At 74.3% G+C, this 18,881-nt stretch carries 21 protein-coding genes; 6 read left to right on the forward strand and 15 right to left on the reverse strand.

Going from position 1 to position 18,881, the window contains the following annotated elements; translation table 11 throughout:
- The first annotated feature begins 2 nt into the window (after positions 1–2).
- Positions 3–758, forward strand: a complete 756-nt coding sequence (locus tag ACWEFJ_RS11935; RefSeq protein WP_449713758.1) for a class I SAM-dependent methyltransferase — start codon at positions 3–5, stop codon at positions 756–758.
- Positions 759–761: 3 nt separating this feature from the next.
- Here the strand turns inward: ACWEFJ_RS11935 and ACWEFJ_RS11940 are convergent, their stop codons facing one another.
- The 5 genes from ACWEFJ_RS11940 to ACWEFJ_RS11960 all read right to left on the reverse strand — a co-directional run bounded on the left by ACWEFJ_RS11940 (position 762) and on the right by ACWEFJ_RS11960 (position 5,066).
- Positions 762–1,547: a type III pantothenate kinase gene (locus ACWEFJ_RS11940; RefSeq protein ID WP_378095908.1), complete on the reverse strand. Its 786-nt coding sequence runs from the start codon at positions 1,545–1,547 to the stop codon at positions 762–764.
- A gap of 12 nt (positions 1,548–1,559) precedes the next feature.
- Positions 1,560–2,042 (reverse strand): aspartate 1-decarboxylase, encoded by a 483-nt coding sequence (panD, locus tag ACWEFJ_RS11945; RefSeq protein WP_449713759.1) that lies wholly within the window; start codon positions 2,040–2,042, stop codon positions 1,560–1,562.
- A gap of 10 nt (positions 2,043–2,052) precedes the next feature.
- A complete protein-coding gene (panC, locus tag ACWEFJ_RS11950) occupies positions 2,053–2,943 on the reverse strand; it encodes a pantoate--beta-alanine ligase (RefSeq protein WP_378095914.1) in 891 nt (296 codons plus the stop codon).
- Positions 2,940–3,848: a Rossmann-like and DUF2520 domain-containing protein gene (locus ACWEFJ_RS11955; protein ID WP_378095917.1), complete on the reverse strand. Its 909-nt coding sequence runs from the start codon at positions 3,846–3,848 to the stop codon at positions 2,940–2,942. Before ACWEFJ_RS11955 ends, panC begins: the two co-directional genes overlap by 4 nt.
- 90 nt (positions 3,849–3,938) lie before the next feature.
- The gene (locus tag ACWEFJ_RS11960; RefSeq protein WP_378095934.1) at positions 3,939–5,066 is read right to left on the reverse strand and encodes a PrsW family intramembrane metalloprotease; all 1,128 of its coding nucleotides are present in this window, start codon (positions 5,064–5,066) and stop codon (positions 3,939–3,941) included.
- A 75-nt stretch (positions 5,067–5,141) separates the two neighbouring features.
- Here ACWEFJ_RS11960 and ACWEFJ_RS11965 point away from each other — a divergent pair, with 75 nt between their 5' ends.
- A complete protein-coding gene (locus ACWEFJ_RS11965) occupies positions 5,142–6,056 on the forward strand; it encodes an SAM-dependent methyltransferase (RefSeq protein WP_449713760.1) in 915 nt (304 codons plus the stop codon).
- A 3-nt stretch (positions 6,057–6,059) separates the two neighbouring features.
- On the opposite strand, the gene ACWEFJ_RS11970 is transcribed toward ACWEFJ_RS11965, so the two are convergent.
- Positions 6,060–6,383 carry a cupin domain-containing protein gene (locus tag ACWEFJ_RS11970; RefSeq protein ID WP_449713761.1) on the reverse strand — a complete coding sequence of 108 codons (324 nt, stop codon included), beginning with the start codon at positions 6,381–6,383 and terminating at the stop codon, positions 6,060–6,062.
- 49 nt (positions 6,384–6,432) lie between these two features.
- Here ACWEFJ_RS11970 and ACWEFJ_RS11975 point away from each other — a divergent pair, with 49 nt between their 5' ends.
- From ACWEFJ_RS11975 to ACWEFJ_RS11985, 3 genes are read left to right on the forward strand one after another with little or no spacing between them, the layout of a single operon-like run.
- Positions 6,433–6,873, forward strand: coding sequence for a MarR family winged helix-turn-helix transcriptional regulator (locus ACWEFJ_RS11975; RefSeq protein ID WP_449713762.1), 441 nt, complete (start codon positions 6,433–6,435; stop codon positions 6,871–6,873).
- Positions 6,874–6,929: 56 nt separating this feature from the next.
- Complete coding sequence (locus tag ACWEFJ_RS11980; protein WP_449713763.1) at positions 6,930–7,376, forward strand: DUF1203 domain-containing protein; 447 nt, start codon at positions 6,930–6,932, stop codon at positions 7,374–7,376.
- A 34-nt stretch (positions 7,377–7,410) separates the two neighbouring features.
- Positions 7,411–8,475, forward strand: a complete 1,065-nt coding sequence (locus ACWEFJ_RS11985) for an NADH-quinone oxidoreductase subunit D (protein ID WP_449713764.1) — start codon at positions 7,411–7,413, stop codon at positions 8,473–8,475.
- Between the two features lie 2 nt (positions 8,476–8,477).
- Here ACWEFJ_RS11985 and ACWEFJ_RS11990 read toward each other — a convergent pair whose 3' ends face one another.
- The 8 genes from ACWEFJ_RS11990 to ftsH form a co-directional block, all read right to left on the reverse strand.
- Positions 8,478–10,289, reverse strand: coding sequence for a DUF6779 domain-containing protein (locus ACWEFJ_RS11990; protein WP_449713765.1), 1,812 nt, complete (start codon positions 10,287–10,289; stop codon positions 8,478–8,480).
- Between the two features lie 50 nt (positions 10,290–10,339).
- On the reverse strand, positions 10,340–10,792 hold the full coding sequence (locus tag ACWEFJ_RS11995) for a DUF3180 domain-containing protein (protein ID WP_449713766.1): 453 nt from the start codon (positions 10,790–10,792) through the stop codon (positions 10,340–10,342).
- A 17-nt stretch (positions 10,793–10,809) separates the two neighbouring features.
- Entirely contained in the window at positions 10,810–11,466 is a 657-nt protein-coding gene (locus tag ACWEFJ_RS12000; RefSeq protein WP_378082740.1) for a maleylpyruvate isomerase family mycothiol-dependent enzyme, read from the reverse strand.
- A gap of 53 nt (positions 11,467–11,519) precedes the next feature.
- Positions 11,520–12,002 carry a 2-amino-4-hydroxy-6-hydroxymethyldihydropteridine diphosphokinase gene (folK, locus tag ACWEFJ_RS12005; protein ID WP_378082742.1) on the reverse strand — a complete coding sequence of 161 codons (483 nt, stop codon included), beginning with the start codon at positions 12,000–12,002 and terminating at the stop codon, positions 11,520–11,522.
- On the reverse strand, positions 11,995–12,357 hold the full coding sequence (folB, locus tag ACWEFJ_RS12010; protein WP_378082744.1) for a dihydroneopterin aldolase: 363 nt from the start codon (positions 12,355–12,357) through the stop codon (positions 11,995–11,997). The genes folK and folB overlap by 8 nt, the downstream gene beginning before the upstream one ends.
- Positions 12,350–13,135: a dihydropteroate synthase gene (folP, locus tag ACWEFJ_RS12015; protein ID WP_378082961.1), complete on the reverse strand. Its 786-nt coding sequence runs from the start codon at positions 13,133–13,135 to the stop codon at positions 12,350–12,352. Before folP ends, folB begins: the two co-directional genes overlap by 8 nt.
- Before the next feature lie 29 nt (positions 13,136–13,164).
- Positions 13,165–13,707 (reverse strand): GTP cyclohydrolase I FolE, encoded by a 543-nt coding sequence (gene folE, locus ACWEFJ_RS12020; RefSeq protein WP_449713834.1) that lies wholly within the window; start codon positions 13,705–13,707, stop codon positions 13,165–13,167.
- Between the two features lie 98 nt (positions 13,708–13,805).
- Positions 13,806–16,067, reverse strand: a complete 2,262-nt coding sequence (ftsH, locus tag ACWEFJ_RS12025; protein WP_378082747.1) for an ATP-dependent zinc metalloprotease FtsH — start codon at positions 16,065–16,067, stop codon at positions 13,806–13,808.
- A gap of 420 nt (positions 16,068–16,487) precedes the next feature.
- On the opposite strand from ftsH, the gene ACWEFJ_RS12030 reads away from it, so the two are divergent.
- Entirely contained in the window at positions 16,488–18,185 is a 1,698-nt protein-coding gene (locus ACWEFJ_RS12030; RefSeq protein WP_449713767.1) for a substrate-binding and VWA domain-containing protein, read from the forward strand.
- A gap of 142 nt (positions 18,186–18,327) precedes the next feature.
- On the opposite strand, the gene hpt is transcribed toward ACWEFJ_RS12030, so the two are convergent.
- Positions 18,328–18,879 (reverse strand): hypoxanthine phosphoribosyltransferase, encoded by a 552-nt coding sequence (hpt, locus tag ACWEFJ_RS12035; protein ID WP_449713835.1) that lies wholly within the window; start codon positions 18,877–18,879, stop codon positions 18,328–18,330.
- Between the last annotated feature and the right edge of the window lie 2 nt (positions 18,880–18,881).

The raw sequence follows: 18,881 nt of genomic DNA on the forward strand, positions 1-18,881 counted from the left end.
TGGTGACCGGAGACGACTTGCGGGCCAGGCGGGCGAACTCCTTCGGAGCGCACGCGGCGGCATACGCGGAACACCGACCGGACTACCCCTCCGACGCCGTCCGCTGGGCGTTGGAGCCACTGGGCGAAGGCCCGCGCGACGTGCTCGACCTCGCCGCGGGCACGGGCAAGCTGACCGGCGGCCTGCTCGCCCTGGGCCACCACGTGACGGCGGTCGAACCGGACGAGGCGATGCTGTCGCAGCTGGTGCGCCACCACGGCGCGGCGCGCGCGTTGCCCGGCAGCGCCGAGCGCATCCCCGTGCCGGACCACACGGTCGACGCGGTCGTGGTGGGCCAGGCGTTCCACTGGTTCGACGCGCCGCGCGCGATGGCGGAGATCGCCCGCGTGCTGCGGCCCGGCGGCGTGCTCGCCTCGCTGTGGAACGACTTCGACGACTCGGTGCCGTGGGTGGCCGAGTTCGTACGGGTCGCCCGCGCCGAAGTCGCCGTGCCGGACGTGGACACCGACCCGGTGCCGCGGCACGCGCTGTTCACCGACACCGGGGAGCGCGTCTTCAAGCACGCGCACCGGCGCACGGCCGAGACCGTGGTCTCGACCATCAACACGCACTCCCACGCGCTGGTGATCCCGGAGCAGGAGCGGGTCGACCTGAACCGGCGGATCCTCGCGTTCCTCAAGTCGCGCCCGGAAACCGCGCACGGCGAGTTCGACTTCCCCCTGACCACCTACGTCAAGCGGCTGCGGCGGACCGCCTGACCGTCAGACCCGGTTGCGCTCGAACACCAGCCGCAGGCCCAGCAACGTCAGGTCCGGCACGTGCGACTGGATGGTGGCCGACTCCGACACCACCAGGGGCGCGAGGCCGCCGGTCGCGATCACCGCGACCGGGCCGGGTTCGCTGAGCTGCAACTCGTCCACGATCCGCCGCACCAGGCCGTCGACCTGGCCGACGAACCCGTAGACGATGCCGGACTGGAGGCACTCCACGGTGTTCTTGCCGATCACCGACCGGGGCCGCACCAGCTCGACCTTGCGCAGCTGGGCCGCGCGCGCGGCGAGCGCGTCCACGGAGATCTCGATGCCCGGCGCCAGCGCGCCGCCGAGGAACTCGCCCTTGGCCGAGATCACGTCCAGGTTCGTGGACGTGCCGAAGTCGACCACCACGCACGCCGTGCTGTGCAGGTGGTGCGCGGCCAGCGTGTTGATCACCCGGTCGGAGCCGACCTCCTTGGGGTTGTCCACCAGCAGCGGCACGCCGGTGCGCACGCCCGGCTCCACCAGCACCTTGGGCACGCCCGAGTAGTACCGGCCGAGCATCACCCGCAGCTCGCGCAGCACCGCGGGCACGGTGGACAGCGCGGAGATGCCGGTGATCTTGTCGGCGTACTCGCCGAGCAGGCCGCGCATGGTCAGCGCCAGCTCGTCGGCGGTCATCCGGGCGTCGGTGCGCATCCGCCAGTCGCGGACCAGCTCGGCGGAGTCGCCCGTCCCGTCGTACAGGCCGAGCACGATGTTGGTGTTGCCGACGTCGATGGCGAGCAGCACAGCGCGTTCCCCCTAGTCCTCGGCCTGGATCAAGGCGTCCAGCGCCGCCGCGTCCTCGGTCTCCGCCGCCACCGGTTCCGGCGTGGCGGTGGCGGACCCGTTCACCAGCCCGGAGCCCTCCGGCGCGTGCGCCGGGTCCGCGCCGAGGTCGACCACCTTGTTGTCGGCGTCGACGAAGACGACCTTCGGCCGGTACGCCCGCGCCTCGGCGTCGTCCATCTGCCCGTAGGCGATGAGGATCACCAGGTCGCCGGGCTTCACCAGGTGCGCCGCCGCGCCGTTGATGCCGATCACGCCGGTGCCGCGGGCGCCGGGGATGACGTAGGTCTCCAGGCGCGCCCCGTTGGTGACGTCCACGATCGCGACCTGCTCGCCGGCCAGCAGGTCGGCGGCGTCCATCAGGTCCTCGTCCACCGTGACGGAGCCGACGTAGTGCAGGTCGGCCTGGGTGACGGTGGCCCGGTGGATCTTCGACTTGAGCATGGTGCGGAACATGGCGGTCCCCTTACTCGTCACCGGTGCCGAGCAGCACGGCGGCGTTGTCGATCAGGCGGGTGGAGCCGACGCGGGCGGCCACCAGCAGGCGGGCGTCGCCGTTCTCGGGGGCCGGGCCGAGGTCGGGCGCCCGCAGCTCCAGGTAGTCGAGGTCGACGCCGGGCGCCGCGGCGAGGGTGTCCCGCGCGGCCCGGAGCACGGCGTCCGCGCCCTGCCCGCTGACGTACGCGCCCGCCACCAGGGCGGCGGACAGCGCGGTCGCGGCGGAGCGCTCCTCTTCGGACAGGTAGCGGTTGCGCGAGGACAGCGCCAGGCCGTCCGGCTCGCGCACGGTCGGCACGCCGACCACGTCCAGCGGGAAGTTCAGGTCCCGCGCCATCCGGTGGATCAGCGTGAGCTGCTGGTAGTCCTTCTCGCCGAACACCGCGTACGTCGGCTGCACGATGTTGAACAGCTTGGCGACCACGGACAGCACCCCGGCGAAGTGGCCGGGCCTGGCGCGGCCCTCCAGCTCGTCCCCGAGCGGGCCGGGGTCCACGGTGATCGTGCTGCCGGGCGGGTACATGTCCTCCACCGACGGCGCGAACACCAGCCCGACGCGCTCCTCGCGGCAGACGTCCACGTCGGCCTCGAAGCTGCGCGGGTAGCGGTCGAAGTCCTCGTTCGGCCCGAACTGGGTCGGGTTCACGAAGAGGGAGACGACGACCACGGTGTTCTGCATGACGTGCGCTTCGCGGATCAGCTTGCGGTGGCCCTCGTGCAGCGCGCCCATGGTCGGCACCAGGGCGATGTTGCGGCCGGCCGCCTTCAACGCCCTGGTGACGCGGCGCAGCCGCGCCGGGTCGCGGTGCACCGTCACGTCGTTCGGCGTGTAGTCGTCCTTGGTGAGCGGCTTGGTCATGCCTGTCCTTCGAGGGTGGTGCGGACGTCGGCCGCGAGGTCGGGCTTGAGCAGCCCGGCGGCCTGGGCGCGCGCCGCGGTGCGGAGCGCGAGGACCCGGTACGCGGGCAGGGTGTCCGGTCCGCCGCCGGCGGCGACGTCGCCGAGGACGGCCAGGTGCTTGGCCACGGTGCCCGCGTCGCCGCGCGCGACGGGTCCGGTGAGGGCGCGGTCGCCGTGCCGCAGCGCGTTGTCCAGCGCGGCGGACAGCAGCGGGCCGAGCATCCGCTCGGCGTCCGCGATGCCCGCGCCGCGCAGCAGGTCCGCGCAGTCGGCGACCAGCGTGATCAGGTGGTTCGCGCCGTGCGCGAGGGCGGCGTGGTAGAGCGGGCGGGCGGCCTCGGGCACGCGCACCGGCTCGGCGGACATCTCCACCACCAGCGCCTCGCCGACGCGCCAGGCGATCTCGTCGTCGTCGGCCGCGGTGACGCCGACCGAGCAGGCGGTCACCCGCTGCACGTCCTCGGCGCGGCCGGTGAACGTCATCACGGGGTGCAGCGCCACGCACAACGCGCCCAGCCCGGCGGCGGGCCGCAGCACGTCCACGCCCTGCGCGCCGCTGGTGTGCACGACGATCTGCCCGGCGCGCAGCGACCCGGTGGCGACGAGACCGCGGACCAGGCCCGGCAGCTCGTCGTCGGGCACGGCGAGCAGCACCAGGTCGGCGGAGGCGGCGACGTCCGGGGGCGGCAGCACGGGCACGTCCGGCAGGAGCTCCTCGGCCCGGCGCAGCGAGTCTCGGGAAACGGCGGCGACGGCGCTCACGACGTGCCCGGCTCGGGACAGCGCGGCGCCGAGCACCGAGCCCACCCGGCCGGCCGAGATCACTCCCACGGCCAACCGCGCGGGGCGGGGGGTCGCGTCCATGCGACGTACTCCTTCACGCGGCGTTCCAGTCCCGGAGGCCGGGTACCGGACGACGGCCGCGAGCGTAATCCGGTGGGTGGCGATCAACCGTCAACTGCGACGAACACCACCCGCGGCCCGCAACGCGCCCGGCGCGTCGACGGCCGCCTGACGTGCGGCGACGAGGGCGGCGAGCAGCTTGGCGTGACGTTCGTCCGCGTCGTGGCCCGCCGTGCCGTTGGCCATGCGGTGGCGCAGGAACGCCAGTTCCGTCACGGCCACCTGGTAGCCCGCGACCGCCTTGGCCGCCTCGTCGCCGGTCTTGCGCTTGACCGTGCGCCGCCACCGGCCGCGGCCCTGGAGCGAGGCCAGCAGGGTCACCTCGCTGGTGGCGATCCACTTGTTGGCCGCCATGGCGGGCAACTGCGCGGCGACGATCCGCTGCTCGCGGCGGCGCTGCCAGACGACCATGAGCACCATGCCCGCGAAGATCGGCACCATGATCAGGAAGTACAGGTTGATGAAGGTCGAGCCGGTGCCGACGGTGGTGGAGAAGTTCCACAGCGAGTGCAGGCCGGCCGCGCCGAGGTAGCCCAGCACCGGCGCGACGACCCGCAGCGCCCGGTTCGCGGTCACCGCCGCGATGCCGATGCCGATGCCCGTCATGGACGTGAACAGCGGGTGCGCGAACGGCGACAGCACGCCGCGCAGGATGAACAGCGCGATCACGCCGCTGCCCAGGTCACCGAAGCCGCTGTCGGAGAAGACGCGGGCGAAGTACCAGATGTTCTCGGTGAACGCGAAGCCCGCCGCCGTGACGCCCGCGTACACCACGCCGTCCACCACGCCGTCGAACTCGTGCCGGCGGCGCAGGAACAGCACGACGATGAACGCGGCCTTCGCGGCCTCCTCGGTGATCGGCGCGCCGATCACGGCGGCGAACGTGCTGCCGTCGTCGCCGTTGATCAACTGGCCGAGGACGTGCGCGGTCTGGTTGAACACCAGCGACGTGATCGTCGCGCCGCACGCGCCCCAGAAGAACGCCAGCAGCAGGATCTTCGCGGGCTCCGGCTCCCAGCGGTCCACCCAGAGGGAGGCGCCCAGCACCACGAGCACGGGCAGCAGCGCGGCGACCGCCCCGACCAGGATCGGCAGCAGGCCGATCCTGCTCGTGCCCAGGCCGAGCAGCACCAGCCCGCACACGCCCAGCGCGATCAGACCCAGGACCGGGAGCAGCACGGTCCAGCGTTGCCGGTCGACGCGCTTGCGGGTGGGAGTCGTCACGGTGGGAAACCTTAAAGGGACACTTGACCGGTGGTGGACTGGGAAGCCCTGTGGCGGGAGGCGCTCTACGGGCCGTCGGGGTTCTTCACCCGCGGCGAGGTGCCGGCCGACCACTTCCGCACCGCGCCGCTCGTGGGCGCCGAGCTGGCCGAAGCGCTGCTCGTGCTGCTCGATCGGGTGGACTTCGCGCTCGGCCGGCCCGCCCGGCTCGACTTCGTCGACGTGGGCGCGGGCGGCGGCGAGCTGGCGGCGGCCGTGCGGGCGGGCGCGACCGGTTCCGTGGCGGCGCGGCTGGTGGTGACGGCGGTGGACGTCGGGCCGGCGCGGTCCCTGCCGGGGGTGCGGTGGACGTCCGCGCTGCCGTCGTCCGTGCACGGGCTGCTGGTCGGGCACGAGTGGCTGGACGCGGTGCCGTGCCCGCTGGTCGTCGGACCGGTGTCGCACCCCTGGCTCGACCGGTGGTGGCCGGTGGGCGAGGGCGAGCGGGCCGAGGTCGGGGAGCCCCGGGACGCGGCGTGGGCGGACGCGGTGTCGCGGGTGGCGCGCGGCGCGGCGTTGGCGGTGGACTACGGGCACGTGCGGGCCGACCGGGCGGCGGGGCGGTACGCGGCGGGCACGTTCGCGGCGTACCGGGGCGGGCGGCGGGTGGAGCCGGTGTTCGACGGGAGCTGCGACCTGACCGCGCACGTGGCGCTGGACGCGTGCGCGGAGGCGGCGGGCGGGGACCGGGTGCTGGTCTCGCAGCGGGACGCGTTGGCGGCGCTCGGCCTCTCGGGCGCGGTGACCGCGGCGGCCGGTCCGGGGTGGCTGGCGGCGGCGGAACGGGCGTCCCGGATCGCCGAGCTGCGCGCCCCCGGCGGGCTGGGGTCGTTCGGGTGGCTGCTGCACGGGGTGGGCGTGCCGGTGTCGTCCCTGCTGCCGCCCCTGCCCCCGTGGCGGCCCTGAGCCCTACAGCGACCAGGGCGGGGTGATCCGCTCGTCGCCGACCAGGCCGGTGATGCCGACCGACGTCGCGACCAGCACCTTCGCCGGACCGCCGACGAGCTGGAAGTCCACGTGCGGCGGCACGACGACCGTCTCGCCGGCGCCCGCGTCCACCCCGTTGACCGTCACCCGCCCCTCCAGGACGTGGAAGACCTCCTCGCGGTCGACCCGGTGCCGCTCGCTCGCCGCGGCCGGGGGCACCTCGACGGTCCACAGGAGGATCTGCGTGCTGCCGCCCCGCGACGGGCTGGCGTGCGGCCGGAACACGAAACCGTGGCGCTCGAACATCGCTCTCCCAACTAGTCAATTTGGTTGTCTAGTTGCAGACTAGGCGACCGTGGAGCCCGTGTCGATGCTGTTCGCCAGGACGTTCCGCGTGATGACCGACCGGTTCCACGACCGGCTGGCCGACCGCGACCTCGAACCCCTGCGCCCGGCGCACGGCTTCGTCTTCCGCTACCTCGCCGCGCAGCCCTCGGCGACCGCCGTCGACCTCGCCGCGCACCTGGGCGTGTCCAAGCAGGCCGCCACCAAGACCGTGGCCGAGCTGGTCGAGTGGGGCTACGTCCACCGCGCGCCGCACCCGACCGACCGCCGCGCCCACGCCCTGGCCCTCACCGGCAAGGGCCGGGCCTACCTGCGGATGGCCGACGAGCTGTGGGCCGAGCTGGAGGAGGAGTTCGGCGCGGTCGTGGGCGCGGAGCGGCTGGCCGTGCTGCGCGAGGCGTTGCGGACCTACCTCGCGGACGCGGACGGCGGCATCCGCCCGGTGTGGTGACCGCGACGGCCGATGACCGCCGGCGGCCCCCACCGCCGCGCACGAGGGTGGGGCGCATGAGAATCCACGCCCTGCCGGACGACGTGCTGACCCGCGCCCGCGCGCTCGCCGGCGCCGACGCGCACCACGAGCTGCACGCCGAGTCACCCGGCGCCCCGCTGCGCTGCTGCCTGCGCAAGGCCGGACCGGGCGAGCCGGTGGTCCTCTTCCGGCACACCCCCGCGACCGGCCGGGGCCCGTACGAGGAACTGGGCCCCGTCTTCGCGCACGCCGAACCGTGCGCCGGGCCCGCGACCACCCGCGAGTTCCCCGAGGCGTTCCGCCACTCGCCGCGCACCCTGCGCGCCTACACCGCCGAGGGCCGCATCCACGGCGGCGAGGTCGTCGCGCCGGAGCACCTCGACGACCGCGTCGCCGCGTGGCTCGACGACCCGGAGGTCGCCGCGGTGCAGGTGCGCAGCGTCTCCCACGGCTGCTTCCTGTTCGCCGTCACCCGCGACTGAGGCCGGCCGCCGGCGGCCGTGCGACGATGCACCGGTGGAGATCACCGTGGGCGTCGGCGCGGGCGCCCGGCACCTCGGGGTCGACCGGGTGGTCGACCTCGGCCCGCTGCACCCGTCGGCGCACGGCGCGTACCGGCTGCGGCTGGAGGTCCGCGACGACGAGGTCGTCACCGCCGCCACACCCCTGGTCGGCCACCTGCACCGGGGCGCGGAGAAGCTGTTCGAGGTCCGCGACTACCGGCAGGTGCTCACCCTGGCCAACCGGCACGACTGGCTCGCCGCGTTCTGCAACGAGCTGGCCGTCGCGCTCGCCGTCGAGCGGATGACCGGCATGGACGTGCCGCCCCGCGCCCAGGCGCTGCGGGTGCTGCTGTGCGAGCTGAACCGGATCATGGCGCACCTGGTGTTCCTCGCGCCGCTCACCGGCGCGCGCGACCGCGACGCCGTGCAGGCGGTCATGGAGGAGGCGTCGGGCGGCCGGATCCACTTCATGGCCAACCGGATCGGCGGCCTGCGCGAGGACGTGCCGGCCGGGTGGCCGGACCGCGTGCGCGAGGTGCTGTCCACTGTGGACCCCGGTGAGGCCCCGGAGGGGTTGGCGGGCCTCGGGGTGCTGACGCGGGACGCCGCGCTCGCGTTCGGCGTGACCGGACCCGTCGGCCGGGCGTCCGGAGTGGACTTCGACCTGCGCCGCGACGACCCGCTGCCCGGCTACCGGGAACTGGACGTGCGGCCCGTGGTCCGGACCGCGGGCGACGCGCTGGCCCGCGTCCGGTGCATGGTGGACGAAGTGCGCCAGTCCGTCGCGCTGGCCCACCGGTGCCTCGACCGGCTGCCGGCCGGGCCGGTCAACCTGCGGCTGCCCAAGGCGATCAAGGCGCCCGAGGGGTCGGTCTACACCTGGGTCGAAGCGCCGCTGGGCACGTCCGGCGTGCACCTCTCGTCCCGGGGCGAGAAGACGCCGTGGCGGCTGAAGCTGCGGACGCCGTCGTTCAACAACGTCCAGGCCCTGTCCGCGCTGCTGCCCGGCACGCGGGTGGCCGACCTGCCCGCGGTGCTCGGGTCGTTCGCCGTGGTCGTCGGCGACATCGACAAGTAGGGCTAGTCGTCGCGGCGGCGACGGCGGCGGGGCGAGTCCGCGCCGCCGAACGCGGCCAGCAGCTCGCTGACCGACTTGCCGTCCGCGTGCGCCCCGGCGGGCTCGACCGGTTCGGGCGCGCTGCGCCGGCCGGCCGGCCCGGCCGCGTCCTCCCACGCGTCCCAGCGCTCCTCGGCCCGACGCCGGCCACCCGGTTCCGCCGCGGGCTCGGCCGCCCGCCGACGCCCCTCGGCCGGCGTCACGGACGCCGACGCGGAGTCCGCCGACCGCCCGCCGACCGCCTCCCGCGCGCCCCCGACCGGCTCGGCCGCGCGCCGCGACCGCCGCCCGTCGTCCTCGACCGGCGTCCGCCGCGCGGGTTCCGCCGGCCGGGCCGCCACCGGGACGTGCTCACCGGTCGGCTCGGCGCGCGACCCGGAGCGGTGCGGCTCCGCGACCGGGCGGTGCTCCGCCGGCTCCACCCGCGCGCCGGAACGACGACCCTCGGCGACCGGGTCCGGACGGCCCACCGGCCGGTGGTCACCGGTCGACTCGGCCCGCGTCACCGGCCGCCGCACGTCGGCAGGCCGGTGCTCACCGGTCAACTCCGACCGCGTCACCGGCCGCCGCACGTCGGCGGGCCGGTGCTCACCGGTCGACTCCGACCGGGTCACGGGCCGGTGCGCCTCGGCGGGGCCCGCCGGCCGCCGCACCTCGGTGGGCCGGTCCTCCCCCGGCAACTCCGACCGGGTCACGGGCCGCCGCGCGTCCGCCGGCCGGTGCTCGGCGGCCGGCTCCACCCGCGCGGTCACCGGTCGCCGCACGTCCGCCGCGGCCTGCTCCCGCGGCTCGCCGGTCCCGGGCGTGCGCCGCGCCGCGCCACCGGCGGCCTCGGGACGCCGCGCCGGCCCCTCGACCACCGCGTCCCGGCTGATCATCTCGGTCCGCTCGGCCACCCGGCTGCGCCGCGGCGCGGCGTGCTCCGTCTTGGCCGGCTCCGCGGGTTCCGCGGGCCGCCCCGCCGGCGCGGCCAGGCGCGCCGCCACGTCCCGACCCACCCGCTCCGTCGCGTCGGGCTTCGGCGGCTCGCGCCGCACCACGGGCGGCGCCGGGCGCGGCTGCGCCGTCGCCCGCGCGGGTTCCCGGCGCGCCGGCTGGGCCTGCTCCCGCCGCGCGGGCTCGGGGCGCGTCGGTTCGGGACGCCGAACCGGGTCCTTGCGCGCGCCGTCGCCGACCCGCTCGATCAGCTCGGTCCGGTCGGCCTGCGGCTTCTCCGCGGCCTTCTTCGTCACCGGCACGCCCGCGCCCGCCGTGATGATCCGCTTGTCGCCCACGGCCATCAGCCGGGACTGGTCGGACAGCGCGCGCATCCGGGTCGACTCCGCGCGCAGCGCCACCCGTTCGACCAGCACCTCGCCGCCGAGCAGGGCCTCCAGGTTCTCCCGCAGGGCGCGCAGCTCGGCGCGCAGCGCCTCCAGGTCGTCCTTGGCCTCCTCCTGCACCCGCTTGCGGGTCTCGGCCTCGACCTCCAGCTCGTACTCGCGCCGGGCGGCGATCTCGCGCTCCAACTCCAGCTCGTAGACCGACTGCAGGTCGGCCACCTCGTCCTCGCGCTCGGTGACCTGCCTGCGGTAGCGCGCCGCGAGGAACGCGCCGACCAGCGCCGCCCACAGCGCCGCGACCACCGCCAGGCGCAGCCAGCGGGCGTTGTCGCTCAGCACCAGCACGGCCGCGGCGCCCAGTGCGAGCGCCAGTGCCGCTACCAGCAGCAGGCGCCCGGGGCCACGACCGTGATCTCGCTGCTCGTCCTCAGCCGACGCGCCTCGCCCGGTCATGGCGTCTACCGTACCGGTCAGTTATCCGATTGAGACCTCCGCGTCCGCATTCACCGGTCGAGGTGCGGGTCGTCGGGCGTCCGGCAGCAGCGCTCCAGCCACAGCGCGGCGGCGATCAGCAGCGCCGCGCAGACCACGCCGACGATCCCGCTGACCACGTCGTGCCCGGCCGCCTCGAACTCGTCGCGCACCGGCGCCACGTACACCAGCACGCCCGCCCACGCGCCGAGCATGATCGCGCCGAGCACCGACGACGCCTTGGCGAACGCGACCGCCCGCGCCGCCGTCAACGGCTCGACGGGGCGCGCGCCGGGCTTGCGCAGGATGCGGGCCCGCAGCGAGAACGCGAGCCACAGGTTCACCAGGGCGATCACCAGCAGGGTGAACCCGGCGAACGTCGGCAACGGCGGCAACGTGTCGTAGGCGAGCCTGATCAGCAGGTGCGCGAGCAGGCCCGCGACGAGTCCGGCGGCGAGCAGGTCACGGGGCTTGGTGAACCTCACCCCACCATCGTCCCCGACTACTCGACCAGCGCGGCGTCGCGCCGGCCGAACAGCGACAGCACCGGGAGCCACGGCGCGGGATCGACGTCCCAGTCCAGCGCCCGCACCTGCGCCTCGCTGCGCCGCCCGCCCAGCACGCGCAGCAGCTCGAACGCCGACGTCCGCAGCCCGCCGACCGGCTCGCCCTCGCCCACGACCCGGTCGCCGTGCTCCAACGTGATCCGCAGCGCGGGCAGGCGCCCCTCCCGCAGGCGCCGGTCCAGCTCCTGCAACGGCCGCGTCAGCGCCGCCCGCACGGCCACGCCGTCGCGCTCCCCCGGCCGGCCCAGGGCGGTGCGGATGTCGTGCTCGTGCGAGACCACCTCGGTGACGAGCACCGCGCCCGTGGGCGAGTCGAACAACCCCTCGGACAGCTCGAAGTTCCGCTCCCACTCGACCAGCAGCTCGCCCATGGTCCGGTCACGCCGGTCGCGCACGTGCCGCTCGCCCCACGACCCGTCCGCGACGCCGTCGAGCCGCCGCTCGGTGACGTCGCCCAGCCCGCCGGCCAGGTGCGCGACCACGTCCTTGACCGTCCACCCGGGACACGCCGCGACCTCCGCGTCGGGGTCGCCGCCGGTGGCGAGGCCGATGATCCGCCGCCGGGCGGCGTCGTAAGTGACCGCGTTGCTCATCGCGCCACCTCCGCGGCCACGCTAACCCCGCCGCCCGGACCCCGCAGCGCCGATCAGGTCAGGCGGAGGTCGTCCCGCCGGGCGACCCCGTCGAGGCCGAGCGCGGCCAGCAGGTCGCGCACCGCGCCGTGCCCCGGCACCACCGCGTCCGGCTCCACGTCCAGCCACGGCGCGAGCACCGACGCGCGCTCGTGCGCGCCGGGGTGGGGCAGCAGCAGCTCCGGGTCCGCGGACCGCACGCCGTCCACGGTGACCACGTCCACGTCCAGGGTGCGCGGTCCCCAGCGCCGCTCCCGCACGCGGCCGGCCGCCCGCTCCAGCGCCTGGCCGCGGCGCAGCCAGCCCCACTCGTCCTCGTCGCCGGACACGACCAGCACCGCGTTGAGGAAGTCGCCCTGGTCGGTCACGCCCCACGGCGCGGTCTCGTACACCGGCGACGCGGCCACCAGCACGTCGGCGAACCCGGCCACCGCCAGCCGCAGGTAGCCGAGCCGGTCGCCCAGGTTCGAGCCGAGCGAGAGCACCGCCCTAGTCACGGGTCCGCCGGATCGTCACCGAGACGTCGCCGAACGCCAGCGGGATCGGCGCGGACGGCTTGTGCACGGTCACCTCGGTGGCCCGCACCCGCAGGTCGGTCATCACCTCGTCGGCGACCTTGCCCGCCACCGTCTCGATCAGGTCGTACGGCCCGCCCGCCACGATCGCCGCCGCCCGCTCGGCCAGCTCGCCGTAGTGCAGCGTCTCGCGCAGGTCGTCGGTGGCCGCCGCGCGCGACAGGTCGAGCCACGCGGTGATGTCGACCAGGAAGTCCTGGCCGTCCCGCTTCTCGTGCTCGAACACGCCGTGGAACCCGCGCACCCGCAGGCCGCGCAACGAGATCCGGTCAGTCATGCCCCTGCCTCCACGCCCGTGCCACCGCCACCGCGTCCAACGACCGCCCGACGTCGTGCACCCGCACGCCCCACGCGCCGTTGAACGCCGCCAGCGCCGACACCGCCGCGGTCGCGTCCTCGCGGCCGTCCGGCGCGCGGTCGCCCAGCAACGCGCCGAGGAAGCGCTTGCGCGACGCGCCGACCAGCACCGGGAACCCCAGCTCCAGCAGGGAGCCCAGGCCGTGCAGCAGCCGCCAGTTGTGCTCGGCGTTCTTCGCGAACCCCAGCCCGGGGTCGAGGACGATGGCGTCCGACGCCACCCCGGCGGCCAGCGCGTCGTCCACCCGGCGGCACAGCTCGTCGCGCACGTCCCGCACCACGTCGTCGTACACCGCGAGCCGGTCCATCCGCCTGCTGTGCCCGCGCCAGTGCATCAGCACGTACGGCACGCCCGCCGACGCCACCAGCGGCGCCATCCCCGGGTCGGCCAGCCCGCCGGACACGTCGTTGACGATCGACGCGCCCGCGTCCAGCGCGGCCCGCGCCACCTCGGCCCGGGTGGTGTCCACGCTGACCGGCACGCCCTCGGCGACCAGCGCCCGGATCACCGGGGCGACCCGCCGCGCCTCGACCTCGGGCGGCACCCGGTCCGCGCCGGGCCGGGTCGACTCGCCGCCCACGTCCACCAGGTCCGCGCCGCGCCGGAACATCGCCACGCCGTGCGCCACCGCGTCGTCCAGGTCGAGGTACCGGCCGCCGTCCGAGAACGAGTCCGGGGTGACGTTGAGCACGCCCATCACCACGCAGTGCCCCGGCCTGGGCACGCTCACCGCGAACGTCCCTTGATCAGCTCGATGGCCTCCGCGCGCGACGACGCCGAGCTGCGCAGCAGCCCCCGCACCGCCGACGTCGTGGTCCGCGAGCCGGGCTTGCGCACGCCGCGCATGGCCATGCACAGGTGCTCGGCCTCGACCACCACGATCACGCCGCGCGGCTCCAGCCGCCGCACCAGCGCGTCGGCGACCTGCGAGGTGAGCCGCTCCTGCACCTGGGGCCGCTTGGCGTACAGGTCGACCAGCCGGGCCAGCTTCGACAGCCCGGTCACCCGGCCCTGCTCGTTCGGGATGTACCCGACGTGCGCGACGCCGTGGAACGGCAGCAGGTGGTGCTCGCAGAACGAGAACATCGGGATGTCGGTGACCAGCACCAACTCCTCGTGGCTCTCGTCGAACGTCCTCGCCAGCACGCTGTCCGGGTCGGTGTGCAGCCCGGCGAACAGCTCCCGGTACGCCCGCGCCACCCGCGCCGGCGTGTCGCGCAGCCCTTCCCGCTCCGGGTCCTCACCGCACGCGAGCAGCAGCTCGCGCACCGCCGCCTCGGCCCGCCGCTGGTCGAAGGGCCGGCGCGCGAGACCGGCCCCCCCGTTCGCGGAGGGGCCGGTCTGGTCGAGCGCGGTGCCGTTCTCGGTCACGTGCGGTTGTCCGGGTCCGTGTCGAAGGACCGCTTCCCCGAGTCCGCGTCCGTCGGCTCCGGCTGCCACGGGGGTGGCTGCCGGTCGCCGCCGGGCACCGTGGCCGGCGTCCACCCGGGCGGCGCGCCGTAGTTCGGCGGGCCGGACGACGGGTGCTGCGGCGGGTAGGGCTGCGCCTGCTGCGGGTAGGGCTGAGCCTGCGGCGGGTACGGCTGCGCCGGCGGGTACGGCGAACCCTGCACGCCGTTGCTGCCGTTCGGCGGCGTGGGCGTCGGGTCCGGCGTCGGCGGTTCGGCGTCGAGGGTGTCCTCGATCGCGGGCGGCCACGGCTCGCCGCGCTCCTTGGCCAGCTCCGCCGGGGTCTTGACCGGCGGCTTGTCCGACGGGGTGCGGTGGCCGAAGTCGTTGAACTTCGTGATCCGCGGGCGCTTCTCGACCTTGGCGAAGATCCGCTCCAGGTCCTTCTGGTGCAGGGTCTCCTTCTCGATCAGCTCCAGCGTGAGCGCGTCGAGCACGTCGCGGTAGGTGTTGAGCACCTCGTACGCCTCGGTGTGCGCGGCCTCGATCAGCTCGCGGACTTCCTCGTCGATCTCGTGCGCGACCTCGAGCGAGTAGTCGGCCTGCCGGCCCGCCGTGCGGCCGAGGAACGGCTCGCCCTGCTCCTGGCCGTACTTGACCGCGCCGAGCCGGGCGGACATGCCGTACTCGGTGACCATCGCGCGGGCGATCTTGGTCGCCTGCTCGATGTCGTTGGACGCGCCCGTGGTCGGCTCGTGGAAGACCAGCTCCTCGGCGGAGCGGCCGCCCAGCGCGAACACCAGCCGGGCGATCATCTCGGACCTGGTCATCAGGTCCTTGTCCTCCTCGGGCACGGACAGGGTGTGGCCACCCGTCCGGCCGCGGGCGAGGATCGTGACCTTGTAGACCGGGTCGATGTCCGGCATGGCCCACGCGGCCAGGGCGTGCCCGGCCTCGTGGTAGGCGGTGATCTTCTTCTCCTTCTCGGAGATGATCCGGCTCTTGCGGGCCGGGCCGCCGATCACGCGGTCCACCGACTCCTCCAGCGCGGCGCCGGTGATGACCGTGCCGTTCTGGCGGGCGGTGAGCAGCGCGGCCTCGTTGATCACGTTGGCGAGGTCCGCGCCGGAGAAGCCGACGGTGCGCTTGGCCAGGCCGTCCAGGTCCGTGTCCGGGGCCAACGGCTTGCCCTTGGCGTGCACCCGGAGGATCTGCTTGCGGCCCTTGAGGTCGGGCGCGGACACCGGGATCTGCCGGTCGAAGCGGCCGGGGCGCAGCAGCGCCGGGTCCAGGATGTCGGGCCGGTTGGTGGCCGCGATCAGGATGATCCCGCCGCGCGAGTCGAAGCCGTCCATCTCGACGAGGAGCTGGTTGAGCGTCTGCTCGCGCTCGTCGTGCCCGCCGCCGAGGCCCGCGCCGCGGTGGCGGCCGACCGCGTCGATCTCGTCCACGAAGATGATGCACGGCGCGTTCTGCTTGGCCTGCTCGAACAGGTCGCGCACGCGCGAGGCGCCGACGCCGACGAACATCTCCACGAAGTCGGAGCCGGAGATCGAGTAGAACGGCACCCCGGCCTCGCCGGCCACGGCGCGCGCGAGCAGCGTCTTGCCGGTGCCGGGCGGGCCGTAGAGCAGCACGCCCTTGGGGATCTTCGCGCCCAGGGCCTGGTAGCGGCCCGGGTTCTGCAGGAAGTCCTTGATCTCGTACAGCTCTTCGACGGCCTCCTCGGCGCCCGCGACGTCGGCGAACGTCGTCTTGGGCATGTCCTTGGACAGCTGCTTGGCCTTGGACTTGCCGAAGTTCAGGACGCGGTTGCCCCCGCCCTGGGCGTTGTTCATCATCCACATCAGCAGGAGCAGCAGCAGGCCGAGCGGGACCAGGTACAGCAGCATCTGCATCAGGAACGAGTCCTGGGTGACCTTGGTCTCGACGACCGGCTTGTTGCTCGCCTGGTCGAGGATGGTGAAGACCTCGTCCGTCGAGCTCGCCGGGAACTGGGCGCGCACGCGGTTGCTGCCCTCGACGGTCACCCCGTCGTTGAGGGTGAGCTTGAGGAGCTGCTCCTTGTCCTCGATCGTGGCTTCCTTGACCTGGCCGTCCCGGATCTGTTGCAGTGCCTGGGACGTCTTGATCGGGGTGTAGCCCCGGTTGTCGTCGAAGAGCACGTTGAAGGCGTAAAAGAGCAGCAACACCGCCACGATCCACAGCAGCGGGTTGCGAAGCAGGCGCTTGCGGTCCATGCACTTACGGCCGGCGGGCGGCCTCGACCCTCCCTGACTTGTCGACGGGCGCAGACGGGCACACCCGTCCGACCAGACTACCGCCCATGGCTCGGGCGGAGCGCTCCGCGTGCGGGCCCTGTCGCGTCTTGCCGGACCAACGGGCGAGGGCCGCCCGGTGTTCCCGTGGTGACCGCGGACACGGAGCGCAGGTCAACGGCGGTTCGGCGGGCCGGTCGACGCGATCGTGAACCGTGCGGGCGTCGGGGCCGTAACCCTGACCGGGGGTAGTGCGTTACTAGCAGGTAGCAACAACGTGAGGACCGTTCGAGTGACGTAGAACACGAGAGTTTGTCACGTGAGTGAGCCGTGTCATCCTCGGCTTCACCCAGTGCTCGTCACCCTCCACCCGAAAGGGTGAACACCACCGAGGTACGTCACATGTCAGCTCGCAACCCGGAGCGCGGCCGCCTCCGCCGCGCCGTCCTGCCCGTGGGCGCGCTGCTGGGCGTCGTCGCCGCGGCGGGCATCACCGTCGTGGCGCTGCGGGCCACCAGCGGACCCGAGTGCCGGGGCACGCTGCCCCTCAAGGTCGCGGTCACCCCCGCGGTCGAGGAGGTCGTGCGCGGCGCGGCGGACGACTACCAGGCGGACCGGCCCATGGTCGACGGCAGGTGCGTGCAGGTGCAGGTCGAGGCGCGCGGCGCGGCCGACGTGGCCAACGAGCTGCCGACGGCCCAGATCAACCCGCCCGCGCTGTGGGTGCCGGACTCGTCCATGTGGGCCGCCCAGACCCAGCGGCAGGCAGGCGACGAGGGCGCGGACGCCCCGCGGCTGGACGTGCGGGCGTCGCTGGCCAGCTCGCCGGTCGTCATCGCCGGCTCCGAGCGGTCCATGAGCGCGCTCGGCTGGCCGATCACGCCCGTGTCGTGGGCGAAGGTGGTCGACCCGACCGTGCCGGTGACGCTGAGCGACCCGACCACGTCCACCGAGGGCCTGGCCACGCTCGCGGTCATCCGCTCGCAGCTCGGCAACCCGGACGGCACGCCGAAGCCCGAGCTGATCGGCGCGCTGCTGCGGGTCGGCCGCAACGCGCTGCCGTCCGTGCGGGACGCGTTCGGCAAGGTCGTGCAGGGCGAGGAGAACGCGCCGGTGTTCACCGCGTCGGAGCAGTCCGTGCTGTCCGCCAACCGGGCCGCTGGCTCCCGGCGGGTGGTCGCCTCGTACCCCAAGGAGGGCACGGTCGCGTTCGACTACCCGGTGGTGCGGGTCGGCCGGGCGGGCGAGCAGGACGGCGTCGCGGAGGCCGCGGAGGGCTTCGAGCAGGCGTTGCGCACCGACCGGACCGCGCAGCGGTTCGCCGAGGCGGGTTTCCGCACGCCCAACGGGCGGGCGCCGGGCGGCTGGACGAACGACGCGGACGGCGTGCGCGGCGACGACGTGACCGTGGTGGCCACGCCGGACCCCGACCAGGTCGCCGAGCTGCTGCGCACGTGGGGCGCGGTGAGCCTGGACACCCGGCTGCTCGCGGTGCTGGACGTGTCCGGCTCGATGGCCGAGAAGATGAGCAACGGCCAGACCCGGGTCGAGGCGGCCCGCGAGGCGGCGCTGACCGCGTTGGGCATGCTGCCCGACACCTCGGAGATCGGCCTCTGGGCGTTCTCGACGGACAAGAACCCGCCGGACGACTGGGTCGAGCTGGTGCCGGTCGGGCCGCTGGGCGAGCCGATCAACGGCGCGCCGCGCCGGGTGCAGCTGCAGAAGGGCGCGGGCAGCCTGCCCGGCCTGGTCGGCGGCGGGACGGCGCTGAACGAGACCGCGCTGGCCGCGTTCCGGCACGTGCAGCGGACCTACGACCCGTCGAAGATCAATTCGGTCACGCTGATCACCGACGGCAGCAACGACGACATCTCCAGCATCGACCTGCCCGGCCTGCTGGCCACCCTGAAGCGGGAAGCCGACCCGGCCCGCCCGGTGCCGATGATCATGGTGGGGCTGGGCGCGGACGCCGACATGAACGCGCTGCGGCAGATCGCCGAGGCCACCGGCGGCAAGGCGTACCAGGCCATGGAGCCGGAGGACATCCGCGGCGTCCTGCTGGACGGCATCTCCCAGCGCCGCTGCCGGCCGAACTGTTAGAGGACCCGACCACCCCGCGAGGCCGCGTCGGCCTGTCGCGTCGCCTTTCCCGCCGATCACGCTCTTCGATCGGCGGGAAACGCGGCGCGATGGGCCGACTCCCCAGGCGGCCGAGCCCGCCGCCTGCGGAGCAGCGGCGACCTCACACCGAGTAGACCTTGGGGTCCAGGGTGCCGATGTAGGGCAGGTCGCGGTAGCGCTCGGAGTAGTCGAGGCCGTAGCCGACGACGAACTCGTTCGGGATCTCGAAACCGACGTACTTGACCGGCACCTCGACCTTCACGGCGTCGGGCTTGCGCAGCAGCGTGCAGACCTCCAGCGACCGCGGCTTGCGCGACGCGAGGTTCTTGAGCAGCCACGACAGCGTGAGGCCGGAGTCGATGATGTCCTCGACGATGAGCACGTCGCGGTCCGCGATGTCGCGGTCGAGGTCCTTGAGGATGCGGACCACCCCCGAGGACGAGGTGGACGAGCCGTAGGAGCTGACCGCCATGAACTCGAGCTGCACCGGGACCGGGAGCGCCCTGGCCAGGTCGGTCATGAACATCACCGCGCCCTTCAGCACGGTGATCAGCACCAGGTCGTTGCCGCCGTCGGCCGGGTAGTCAGCCGCGACCTTGTTGGCCAGCTCGGTGACCTTGTCGCTGATCTCCTGCTCGGTGATGAGCACGGAGCTGATGTCGCCGTCGTACACGG

It is taken from the genome of Actinosynnema sp. NPDC004786 (assembly GCF_053601135.1).

Bases quoted from the DNA above. Each gene is read 5' to 3' on its own strand.
- ACWEFJ_RS12000 (WP_378082740.1), bottom strand. From the start codon at position 11,466: ATGAGCAACGCGGTCACTTACGACGCCGCCCGGCGGCGGATCATCGGC.
- ACWEFJ_RS11980 (WP_449713763.1), top strand. From the start codon at position 6,930: ATGAGAATCCACGCCCTGCCGGACGACGTGCTGACCCGCGCCCGCGCG.
- ftsH (WP_378082747.1), bottom strand. From the start codon at position 16,067: ATGGACCGCAAGCGCCTGCTTCGCAACCCGCTGCTGTGGATCGTGGCG.
- panD (WP_449713759.1), bottom strand. From the start codon at position 2,042: ATGTTCCGCACCATGCTCAAGTCGAAGATCCACCGGGCCACCGTCACC.
- ACWEFJ_RS12030 (WP_449713767.1), top strand. From the start codon at position 16,488: ATGTCAGCTCGCAACCCGGAGCGCGGCCGCCTCCGCCGCGCCGTCCTG.
- panC (WP_378095914.1), bottom strand. From the start codon at position 2,943: ATGACCAAGCCGCTCACCAAGGACGACTACACGCCGAACGACGTGACG.
- folB (WP_378082744.1), bottom strand. From the start codon at position 12,357: ATGACTGACCGGATCTCGTTGCGCGGCCTGCGGGTGCGCGGGTTCCAC.
- ACWEFJ_RS11990 (WP_449713765.1), bottom strand. From the start codon at position 10,289: ATGACCGGGCGAGGCGCGTCGGCTGAGGACGAGCAGCGAGATCACGGT.
- ACWEFJ_RS11970 (WP_449713761.1), bottom strand. From the start codon at position 6,383: ATGTTCGAGCGCCACGGTTTCGTGTTCCGGCCGCACGCCAGCCCGTCG.
- folP (WP_378082961.1), bottom strand. From the start codon at position 13,135: ATGGGCGTGCTCAACGTCACCCCGGACTCGTTCTCGGACGGCGGCCGG.
- ACWEFJ_RS11955 (WP_378095917.1), bottom strand. From the start codon at position 3,848: ATGGACGCGACCCCCCGCCCCGCGCGGTTGGCCGTGGGAGTGATCTCG.